Origin of the sequence: Micromonospora acroterricola (genome assembly GCF_003172955.1) — a bacterium.
GTDB lineage: Bacteria > Actinomycetota > Actinomycetes > Mycobacteriales > Micromonosporaceae > Micromonospora > Micromonospora acroterricola.
Map to the genome: position 1 here is coordinate 1 of NZ_QGKR01000100.1, position 8,998 is coordinate 8,998.

The window sequence follows — 8,998 nt, forward strand, 5'->3', positions numbered from 1 at the left end:
GGCCACCGCCGGCAGGTCCTCGCTGGCCGCCCGTTCGGCCGCGAGGGCGGCCGCGCCCACCACGGTGAGCATCGTGCCCTCCACCGGCCGGGCGACCGCGGTGTACGCGGCCACGGTGGCGCCCCGCAGCGCGGCGGCCAGCTCCCGGCCGCGCACCCCCGGGACGGCGGCGGCCGCGTCGGCGAAGCCGCGCAGGATCTGCGACAGGATCACCCCGGAGTTGCCGCGCGCGCCGAGCAGCGCGCCCTGGGCCATCAGCCGCAACGCGTGCCCGTGGGCGGTCGGCCCGCTGTCGGGGAGCGTGGCCAGGTCCATCGCGAGGGCCTGCTGGGCCGAGGTGAGGGTGAGCACCAGGTTGGTGCCGGTGTCGCCGTCGGGGACCGGATAGACGTTGAGCTCGTCGATCTCGCCCTGGTGGCGCTTCAACGCGGCCAGCCCGCTCGCACACCACCGGCGGACCGCGGCGGCGTCGAGGGTGTCCAGCACGGCCAGAAGCCTACTGGCGCGCACCGACAGCCGTCGGACTCGTCCGGCGTGTCCGTTCGTCCCGGATCCGGCGCTGGACCCGGCTCGGGCGGCCGGAGCGGGGACCTCGGGTATCGTTGGCGCCGGAACGGCCCACCACCGGGCGGACGGGGGCGCCAGCACCCGCGGGCCCGGGCACGGGCCGTCGCCCGACCAGGCCGGTTGGCCGGGTCGGCGGGTCATCGGGTAACCTGGCCAGGTTGCCCGGTCAGCGCCTGCCGGCGACCTCATGAACGTTTCAATCCCAGGAGTATCCCGTGGCTAGCGTGTGCGACGTCTGTGGCAAGGGACCGGGCTTCGGCCACAACGTGTCCCACTCGCACCGGCGGACCAACCGCCGCTGGAACCCGAACATCCAGTCGGTGCGTACCCCGGCCGGTGGCGGCAACACCAAGAAGTTGCAGGTCTGCACCTCGTGCATCAAGGCCGGCAAGGTCACCCGCGCCTGACGCGGTAGGACCCACCTTCTCGTACGGCTCAGCCGGCGGACCTCTGCGGTCCGCCGGCTCTGTCGTGTCCGCGCCGGGTCGCTGACGACTACACGACGCGGCCGCCCTGCCCGGCCGCCCGCCCGGTTAGGGTCGCGCTGCGCCGGGCGTCCCGTCCGGCTGGGCGGAGGGGTGACGGGTGCGGCTGGATCTGGGCCGGGACGAGATGGTCATGGTGGGCTGCGCGCTGGACCTGCTGCGCGGCCTCAGCGAGGTGCTGCCCGCCGGCAGCGTGGTCGTGGTGGAGGAACCCGACCTGATCCGCCGCCGCGACCTGGAGCGGCACTGCGCCGCGCTGCCGATCGTCTCCCGCGTGGTGGCGGCGGAGTACCAGACCGGCCTGGAGCCGGCGGCGCTGCTCGCCCGGGAGCCGGCGCTGGCCGCCGCGCGCCTGGTGGTGCCGGGCCAGGAGTACGGGGTGCTCGCCGCGGCTCGGCTGGCCGACGCGCTCGGCCTTCCCGGCGCCGGTGTGAAGGCCGCCGAGATCTTCACCGACAAGCACCGGATGCGGTTGCTCGCCGCGGCGGCCGGCCTGACCAACCCGGCGTTCGCGCTGGTCGGCACGGCGGCCGAGGCGACCGTTTTCGCCCACCGGCAGGGTGGGCGCTGCGTGCTGAAGCCGACCCGCCGGGCCGGCAGCCTCGGCGTGCAGATCATCACCGACCCGGGGCTGGTCGCCGCCGCCTGGGCGGCCAGCGCCGACCCGGAGACGGCCCCCGACGCCGCCCCGGGCCTGCCGAACGAGGTCCTCGCCGAGGAGGTGCTGGTCGGCACCGAGCACAGCGTGGAGCTCCTGCTGACCGAGGGCGAGGTGCGCTTCGGCAACGTCACCGACAAGCGCGTGCTGGCCGGTGGGCGGCCGGTGGAGACCGGGCACACCGTGCCCTCCGCGCTGCCCGACGACGCCCGACGGGAGCTGCTCGACGTGGCCACCCGGCTGGCCGGCGCCGCCGGCTTCCGCACCGGGGTGCTGCACAGCGAGTGGATCCGTACCGCCGACGGGCCGGCGCTCGTGGAGTGCGCCGCCCGACTGCCCGGCGACCTGATCACCGCACTGATCTCGATCGCCTACGACTGCGGGTTCGTCGCCGCGTACCTGCGGACGCTGCGAGGGGAACGCCCGGCGCTGCCGGCCCACCCGAGCGGCGCGGCGGCGGTGGAGTTCCTGCTCGCCCCGCCCGGCACGGTCACCGCCGTGGACGGGCTGCGGCCGGCCGGCAGGGTTCCCGGCGTGCTGGACGTCACGGTGGGCGTGACGGTGGGCGACCGGGTGGCCGAGGTCACCTCGTCGGCGAGGCGCAGCGGCCAGGTGCTGGCCTGGGGCGCCGACCCGCAGGAGGCGACCGCAGCGGCCGCCCGGGCCGCCGGGGAGATCCGGATCACCACCGGCTGAGCTGTCCACCCGCAGGGCGGCGACCCCCGGGTCAGAGGGTGCGGCCGAAGGAGACGCAGCCCTCCGCGTCCTTGTAGAAACCGAAGTTCGGGATCCGCTCGTAGCCGGCGGAGGTGTACATGGCGATCGCCTCGGGCTGCTTGTCCCCGCACTCCAGGACCACCCGCTTGCGGCCGTGGTCACGGGCCGAGCGCTCGACGGCCGCCAGCAACGTCCGGGCCACGCCACGCCCACGGGCCGCCGGGGCCGTGTACATCCGCTTCAGCTCGGCGGTGTCCGCGCCGTGGCTGCGCCAGCCACCGCAGCCGACCGGCTCACCGGCCAGGTAGGCGACGAGGAACGCGCCGTCCGGCGGCTCGAACTCGGCCGCGTCCACCGGGGTGTCGTCGCCGGTGCCGCCGTAGCGGGCGCCGAGGTCGGCCAGCGCGTCGCGGATCAGCCGCTGCGCCACCGGCGCGTCGAACCGCACCACCCGGATCTCGATCTCACTCACGGCGTCCAGCGTACGGCGGACGCGGGCCCTCACCGGAAGTGGTCCCAGCCCCGGGGACCGTCGTAGGGGGCGCCGTCGACCGTGACCCCGGCGCCGGCCGAGACCAGGCCGATCGGTCGCCACTCCGCCGGCAACGCCACCCCCGGGGGGAAGGTCGCGGCCAGCGCGTGGTCCTCGCCACCGGCGAGCAGCCAGGTGTACGGGTCGACGCCCAGCGCCTGCGCGGCGTCGGACATCTGCCGGGGCACCTCGAACGCGTCCCGGCGCACGTCGATCGCCACCCCGCTGGCCGTGGCCACGTGCCCGAGGTCGGCGAGCAGCCCGTCCGACACGTCGATCATCGAGGTGGCGCCGAGCCGGGCGGCCTGCGGGCCGGCCGCGTACGGCACCTGCGGCCGCCGGTACGCCTCGACCAGCAGCCGGGGGGTGCGGAAGCCACGGGTCAGCACGGTCAGGCCGGCCGCCGCGTACCCGGTGCGGCCGGCCAGGGCCAGCACGTCGCCGGGGCGGGCGCCGGAGCGCACGACGGGCGGGCGCCCGCCGAGGTCGCCCAGCGCGGTGACCGCGACGGTCAGGGTGGGGCTGCCCGACATGTCCCCGCCGACGACGCTCGCGCCGACCGTGGCCGCCTCGGCGGCCAGACCGTCGGCCAGCTCCTCGGCCCAGGCCGTCTCCAGGTCCGCCGGCATGCAGAGGGCGACCAGCAGGGCGGTCGGGGTGGCGCCCATCGCCGCGATGTCGGCCAGGTTGGCCGCCGCTGCCCGGTGGCCCACGTCCCGGGCGGCACACCAGTCCCGCCGGAAGTGCCGCCCGTCGACCAGCACGTCGGTGGACGCCGCCACCCGGCCGTCCGGGGCGGCCACCACCGCCGCGTCGTCCCCCGGGCCGAGCAGGGTCGTCGGCCCGACCGGTAGCCGGGCGGTGACCCGCCCGATCAACCCGAACTCGCCGATCCCGGCCACGCTGGCGACACCGCCGGCGTTCCGTCCGTTCTGCCCGGCACCGCCGCGCTCGCTCACTGCTGCTCCTTGACCACCGATAGGGATCAGACCTGGTCCGTAAGGTAGTTTCACCCTTCGGGCCGCCCCAGGGCGGCGACGGACGGAGGTCGAGTCGTGGTACAGGCGTACATCCTCATCCAGACCGAGGTCGGCCGGGCACGTGACGTGGCCGGTCTCATCGCGGACCTTGCCGGCGTGGTGCGCGTCGACGCCGTCACCGGCCCGTACGACGTGGTCGTCCTCACCGAGGCGAACACCGTCGACGAGCTCGGCAAACTCATCGTCAGCAAGGTGCAGATGGTGCCCGGCATCACCCGCACCCTCACGTGTTCGGTGGTGCGGCTGTAAGTGGACGAGATCTCTACCTCCTCCGCCGATCTGGATGACGACCGGCGCGACGGGACGCGTGGCGGGGCCACCGGTACGTCCGAGCCGGCTGACGGTATCCGCGAGTCGGGCGAGCCGACCGCCGACGCGCCGGCCGGCCGGGACCGGACCATCCGTGGCGCCGCCCTGCTGGCCACGTTGATCGCGCTGCCGATCACGCTGCTGGTGGCCGTGCTGGCCTTCGGCAGGCTCTCCCCGGACGAGCCGGCCGCCGCCCCGAGCCCGACCACGGCCCGGGTGCAGTCCACCGCTCCGGTCGAGATGGCCGCGCCGGCGCTGGCCGACCGCCCGGCCACGGTGTGCCGCGCACTGCTCTCCCAACTGCCGCCGACCATCCGTGACCTGACCCAGCGCCCGGTCACCGCCGGTCCGGAGCAGAACGCCGCGTACGGCGACCCGGCGCTCACCGTGGCCTGCGGCGGCGCCGAGCCGACCTTCCCGGCCACCGACGAGGTCTGGACGGTCAACGGGGTCTGCTGGCATTCGGCCGAGCAGGGCGACGCGACCGTGCTCACCACGGTCGACCGGGAGACGCCGGTGACGGCACGCATCCCCCGCTCCTACGAGCAGCCGTTGCAGTGGGTGGCGCCGGTGTCCAACGCGATCGTCGCCTCGGTGCCCTCCGGCGGGGACGTCCCCGCCGGCTGCCGGGCCTGACCGGTCCGCGGGCGGCACGCGCGGGTCCGGACCCGACCGGCGTACCGCCGCGAACGGTGGGTGGTCGTGGCTCAGTGCAGGCCCACGCCGCGCCGCTGGGCGGTGCGGATCAGGCGGTTGACCAGCTTCGGGTACTCCAGGCCGGAGGCCGCCCACATCCGCGGGAACATCGACGTCGGTGTGAACCCGGGCATCGTGTTGATCTCGTTGAGGTAGACGTCCAGCTCCGGGGTGACGAAGAAGTCCGCCCGGGCCAGGCCGGCGCAGTCCAGCGCGGTGAACGCGCGGACGGCGTACTCCTGCACCTGGCGGGTGACCTTCTCCGGCAGCCCGGCCGGAATGTCGTACTCGCAGGAGTCGTCGAGGTACTTCGCCTCGAAGTCGTAGAAGTCGTGGTCGGCGACGACCCGCACCTCGGCCAGCACGGACGCCTCGGGCGCTCCCCCGGCCTCGCCCTCCAGCACGCCGCACTCGATCTCGCGGCCGACGATCGCGGCCTCGATGATCACCTTCGGGTCGAACTGCCGGGCGGTGGCCACGGCCTCGTCCAGCTGCGCCCAGTCGGTGACCCGGGTGATGCCGAACGACGAGCCGGCCCGGGACGGCTTGACGAAGACCGGCAGGCCGAGCCGGTCCCGGTCCTGTTCCGTGAGCGTCATCCCGTTGCGCAGCACCACGTAGGGGCCGACGGGGATGCCCTCGACCGCGCAGAGCTTCTTGGTGAACTCCTTGTCCATGGCGGCGGCGGAGGCGAACACGTTCGCCCCGACGTAGGGGATGCCGGCCATCTCCAGCATGCCCTGGATGGTGCCGTCCTCGCCGTACGTGCCGTGCAGCACCGGGAACACCACGTCGACGTCGGCCAGCGCGCGGGGGCCCTCGGTCGGGTCGAGCACCATCAGCCCGTTGCCGGTCGGGTCGGCGCGGAGCACGATGTCCTCGCCGGACTCGGCGGTGATCTCCGGCAGCTGGCGTGCGTTGATCGCGAGCTGCGCGGGGTCGCCGCTGGTCAGCACCCACTGGCCGGCCCGGGTGATGCCCACCGGCACCACCTCGTACTCGTCCGGGTCGAGCGCGCCGAACACGCTGCCGGCGCTGACGCAGGAGATGCCGTGCTCCGGGCTGCGGCCGCCGAAGACGATCGCCACGCGGGTCTTGCCTGGGGTGGTCACTCCGGTCACCTCTTCGTACGCGACTGCGGCTGGTCGTGCTCGCCGGTGGCGCTCACCCGGTTGACCTTACTGTGCGTGGCGATAGGACGAGGCGATACCCGGTGAGCCACGGCGCGATGCGGCAATCGGTCAACAGAGGATATACGGTGCGTGACGGGATGTCGGTAATGACGAGGCGCGCGGTGCTGGGCCGGGGCTGGCGGGTCAGTCCCGGGCGTGCCGGCGGCCGACGGCGATCACCTTGACCCGCTGCCGGCCGGCGCGCACCATGCCGAGCGCCATGAACGCGCCGGCGATCCGGTCGGCGGCCTCCCGGCTGCTGGCGCCGACCACCTGCCGACGCCTTTCGGGCGCGACCCGCTCGTTGCGCTCGACGCCCTCGACGGGACGCACGTCGGTGAGCACGACCAGGAAGCGGGTCATGGCCGGCCGTCCGAATGCACGGCGGGGGGCTCCGGACCGGTACGCACGTCGTCTCCTTCCGGGGGGCCGGGATGGCTGCGGCACGCGGCGATCGGGTACGGGGGACAAACCCGACCGCCGCGCGCCCCATCCCCTCCGGTCGCTCACCACCACCGTCGCCACGACAACCGGCGGTGAGGACGCGATGACAGATTGACACGTGTACAGCCGTGAATGCAACTCTCATCGACGTTCTCTCATGCAGACGTTCCCACAAATGTGTGCGACCATCGATGCATGGCTCCGAAGACCGCCCGCGCCCGTCGGCTCGGCATCGCCCTGCGCCACCACCGGGAAGCCGCCGGGCTGACGCTCGAGACCGCCGCGGATGAGATCAACAGCACCCGCAGCACGCTCTCGCGGTACGAGAACGCGCAGACGCTGATCAGCCCGGCCACCGTGCGCGCCCTGCTCACCTCGTACGGGGTGGGCGCCGACGAGGTGACCGCGGCGGTGCAGCTCGCCAAGGACGCCCGCAAGCCGGGCTGGTGGGTCTCGTACTCGTACCTGCTGGACCCGCGCACCATCGACTTCATCGCCCTGGAGGCCGAGGCCACCGCCATCGCCAACTTCGAGCCCTCGGTGGTCCCCGGCCTGCTCCAGACCGCCGACTACATCCGTGGGGTCATGCGCGGCGGGCCGCACACCCTCGGCGACGAGCTGGTCGAGCAGCGGGTCAAGGTTCGCCTCGACCGGCAACAGCGGCTCACCGGCGACGACCCGCCCATCCTCGACGCGATCATCGACGAGGGCGCGCTGCTACGCCCGGTCGGCGACCGGTCGGTGATGGACGGGCAACTGCGTCACCTCGTGAAGATGGCCGAGCTGCCCAACATCTCCGTCCAGGTGATCCCGCTCTCCGCCGGATACCACCGGGGCACCCGGGGCTCGCTGCACATCCTGGAGTTCGCCGACCCGGAGGACCCGATCATCGCCTCGGTGGAGACCGTCGCCGGCCAGATGATCCTCGACCGAGCCGGCGAAACGCGTACCTGCACCAAGATCATGGAGCACCTGCGGAGCGTGGCGCTCAGCCCGGCGGACAGCCGTGACCAGCTCATGACACTCCTGAAAGGACGGTAGGACCGATGACACCGACGATCACAGCGGCGCTGGCCGCGGCGGCGTGGCGCAAGAGCAGCCGCAGCGGCGGCGAGGGCGCCTGCGTGGAGGTGGCCGCGATCCCGCGGCTGGTGGCCGTCCGCGACTCCAAGGACCCGGCCGGCCCGGCCCTGCTGTTCCCGCCGGCCGCCTGGGCCGCCTTCGCCCAGGCCCCGCCGCGCCGCTGACCCGACGAGGGCGGGCCGGCGCGCGGGCCCAGGCTGACGGGCCGAACCTCAGGAGACCAGCGGGCTGGACTCCGGCACGGTGCGCAGCGCCTCCAGGGCGGCGATCGCCACCCCCCGGGCGCCGGCCATGTCCCGCTCCGGCACCAGGGCGAAGGTGGCCACCGCCGCCTGCTCCTCCCGGAGCACGGTGTGCTCGCGGACCGTCGCCAGGAACCAGTCGCGGAACTCCGGCGCCGCCTCGACCACCCCACCGCCGACGAAGTACGCGTGCGGGTCGGTGAAGTTGGCGGCCAAGGTGAACAGTCGGCCCAGCGCCATCGCCTGCTGGGCGAAGAGGTCCCGGGCCAGGGCGTCCCCACGCTCGCCGTAGCCCCGCACCAGCTTCGCCGCCCGGCCCAGCGGCTCGGCGGCGAGCGGGTGGTCCGGGTGCCGGGTCAGCCAGTACGGCAGGAGGTTGCGCTCGATCCCGGTCAGCGAGGCGACGCTCTCGACGTCGCCCGTGAAGCCGCAGGCGCAGGTCGGCTCCGGCTGCCCCGGGTCGAGCAGCCCGTTCAGCGGGATGTGCACGTGGCCCAGCTCCCCGGCCATCCCGGCAGCGCCGGCGATCACCCGGCCGCCCTCGACCACCCCGCCGCCCAGGCCGGTACCGACGATCGCGGAGACCGACGACCGGTTCATCGCCTCCGCCCCGAAGTACGCGTGGTGGGCGTAGAGCGCGGCCGCGTTGCCGTCGTTGTGGTAGACCACCGGAAGGCCGAGCCGCCGCTCCAGGGCACCCCGCACGTCGAAGCCGCGCCAGGCCGGCTGGGAGAAGTTGGTCGACCCGCGGGAGGAGATGACGCCCGTGGCGCTGGCCGGGCCGGGCGTGTCCAGCCCGACCGCCCGGACCAGCTCGCGGGGCACGCCGGTCTGCGCGAGAGCACCGTCCAGTGCCCGGGCCAGCGCCTCGATCGCCGCCTCCGGCCCCTCCCGCACCTCGCTGGGGATCTCCAGCAGCCCGTCCACCAGGAACCGGCCGTCCACCGTCAGAACGGTGGCGTTGTTGCTGGTGCCGCCGTTGTCCAGCCCAACGACCACCGGCACCCCTGCGCTGCCCACCGAAACCGCCTCCCGCCGTCATGATTGTGAGCC

The 8,998-nt window shown here is 74.2% G+C and carries 12 protein-coding genes; 6 read left to right on the forward strand and 6 right to left on the reverse strand.

All coding sequences use genetic code 11. From position 1 onward, the window contains the following. Positions 1-486: DAK2 domain-containing protein (locus DKT68_RS02960; RefSeq protein ID WP_146218271.1), on the reverse strand; the 486-nt coding region annotated here is incomplete at its 3' end. A gap of 296 nt (positions 487-782) precedes the next feature. Between DKT68_RS02960 and rpmB the strand changes: the two genes are divergently transcribed. Next, positions 783-974: a 50S ribosomal protein L28 gene (gene rpmB, locus DKT68_RS02965; RefSeq protein ID WP_007456456.1), complete on the forward strand. Its 192-nt coding sequence runs from the start codon at positions 783-785 to the stop codon at positions 972-974. A 178-nt stretch (positions 975-1,152) separates the two neighbouring features. Next, the gene (locus DKT68_RS02970; RefSeq protein ID WP_109815894.1) at positions 1,153-2,406 is read left to right on the forward strand and encodes an ATP-grasp domain-containing protein; all 1,254 of its coding nucleotides are present in this window, start codon (positions 1,153-1,155) and stop codon (positions 2,404-2,406) included. 31 nt (positions 2,407-2,437) lie between these two features. Here the strand turns inward: DKT68_RS02970 and DKT68_RS02975 are convergent, their stop codons facing one another. Beyond that, complete coding sequence (locus DKT68_RS02975) at positions 2,438-2,899, reverse strand: GNAT family N-acetyltransferase (protein WP_109815901.1); 462 nt, start codon at positions 2,897-2,899, stop codon at positions 2,438-2,440. 29 nt (positions 2,900-2,928) lie between these two features. Next, on the reverse strand, positions 2,929-3,861 hold the full coding sequence (locus DKT68_RS02980) for a thiamine-phosphate kinase (protein ID WP_407940686.1): 933 nt from the start codon (positions 3,859-3,861) through the stop codon (positions 2,929-2,931). Positions 3,862-4,014: 153 nt separating this feature from the next. On the opposite strand from DKT68_RS02980, the gene DKT68_RS02985 reads away from it, so the two are divergent. Together DKT68_RS02985 and DKT68_RS02990 are read left to right on the forward strand one after the other, a co-directional pair. Next, positions 4,015-4,248, forward strand: coding sequence for an Lrp/AsnC ligand binding domain-containing protein (locus DKT68_RS02985; RefSeq protein ID WP_013284547.1), 234 nt, complete (start codon positions 4,015-4,017; stop codon positions 4,246-4,248). A 30-nt stretch (positions 4,249-4,278) separates the two neighbouring features. Further along, positions 4,279-4,944, forward strand: a complete 666-nt coding sequence (locus DKT68_RS02990; RefSeq protein WP_109815902.1) for a DUF3515 family protein — start codon at positions 4,279-4,281, stop codon at positions 4,942-4,944. Between the two features lie 71 nt (positions 4,945-5,015). On the opposite strand, the gene DKT68_RS02995 is transcribed toward DKT68_RS02990, so the two are convergent. Both DKT68_RS02995 and DKT68_RS03000 read right to left on the reverse strand, forming a co-directional pair. Further along, complete coding sequence (locus DKT68_RS02995) at positions 5,016-6,116, reverse strand: D-alanine--D-alanine ligase family protein (RefSeq protein ID WP_109815896.1); 1,101 nt, start codon at positions 6,114-6,116, stop codon at positions 5,016-5,018. 204 nt (positions 6,117-6,320) lie between these two features. Beyond that, a complete protein-coding gene (locus DKT68_RS03000; protein ID WP_109815897.1) occupies positions 6,321-6,539 on the reverse strand; it encodes a hypothetical protein in 219 nt (72 codons plus the stop codon). 276 nt (positions 6,540-6,815) lie between these two features. Here DKT68_RS03000 and DKT68_RS03005 point away from each other — a divergent pair, with 276 nt between their 5' ends. Continuing rightward, complete coding sequence (locus DKT68_RS03005) at positions 6,816-7,661, forward strand: helix-turn-helix domain-containing protein (RefSeq protein WP_109815898.1); 846 nt, start codon at positions 6,816-6,818, stop codon at positions 7,659-7,661. Positions 7,662-7,666: 5 nt separating this feature from the next. Beyond that, a complete protein-coding gene (locus DKT68_RS03010; RefSeq protein ID WP_109815899.1) occupies positions 7,667-7,867 on the forward strand; it encodes a DUF397 domain-containing protein in 201 nt (66 codons plus the stop codon). A gap of 48 nt (positions 7,868-7,915) precedes the next feature. Here DKT68_RS03010 and DKT68_RS03015 read toward each other — a convergent pair whose 3' ends face one another. Continuing rightward, complete coding sequence (locus DKT68_RS03015) at positions 7,916-8,965, reverse strand: ROK family protein (RefSeq protein WP_109815900.1); 1,050 nt, start codon at positions 8,963-8,965, stop codon at positions 7,916-7,918. Between the last annotated feature and the right edge of the window lie 33 nt (positions 8,966-8,998).